This is a genomic window from Streptomyces sp. SID3343 (assembly GCF_009865215.1).
Taxonomy (GTDB): domain Bacteria; phylum Actinomycetota; class Actinomycetes; order Streptomycetales; family Streptomycetaceae; genus Embleya.
Map to the genome: position 1 here is coordinate 1 of NZ_WWJX01001315.1, position 814 is coordinate 814.

The window sequence follows — 814 nt, forward strand, 5'->3', positions numbered from 1 at the left end:
AGGTAGCGGCCGGCGCCGGGACGGTCCCCGGGCAGGTGGGCGAGCAGCATCGGATGCCCCGGGCGGACCGCGACGCCGTCCACGAGCACGTCGGCGTCGAGTCCGGCGAGCAGGGGGTGCACGTGGTCGCGGGGGCCGTCGGCGGTGCCGCCGGTGGTGATCACCACGTCGGCGCGGGACGCGGTGACGTGCCCGCGCAGGGTGTCCAGGCTGTCGCCGACGCGGCGCACCCGCAGCAGGTCCGCGCCGAGGGTGCGCAGCCACGGCGTCAGCAACGGGCCGAGCGCGTCGCGGATCCGGCCGTCGCGCGGCAGACCGGCGTCGAGCAGTTCGTCGCCCAGCACCAGGACCTCCACGCGCGGGCGGTCGACCACGATCAGCTCGTCGTAGCCGGACGCGGCGGCGAGGCCGGTCACCCCCGGCGTGACGGTGGTTCCCGCCGGCAGCAGTTCGTCGCCGCGCCGGCACTCCTGGCCGCACGCGCGGATGTCGGTGCCCTGCTGGACGTGCACGTCACCGAACAGGGTCCGGCCCTCGACCCGGCTGCTCTCGCTGCGCAGCACCGCGGTGGCGCCGTGGGGCACGCGTGCGCCGGTGGCGATCTCCACCGCGTCGCCGTCGCGCATCACGCCGATCTCCTCGCCCGCGTCGCCCGCGAGCAGTCGGCCGCGCACCCGCCACGGTCCCGGCCCCGCGACTGCCCAACCGTCCATCGCGGACGTGTCGAACGAGGGCAGGTCGGTGAGCGCGACGATGGGGCGCGCCAGCACGTGATCGCGCGCGTGGTGCAGCGTGCGCGACACCGCGGGCAACG

At 76.8% G+C, this 814-nt stretch carries 1 protein-coding gene; it reads right to left on the reverse strand.

What is annotated here, in order from left to right:
* Positions 1-812, reverse strand: an 812-nt coding sequence (locus GT354_RS41680; RefSeq protein ID WP_237535974.1) for a molybdopterin molybdotransferase MoeA, incomplete at its 3' end; no start/stop codon positions are given.
* Positions 813-814: the final 2 nt, after the last annotated feature.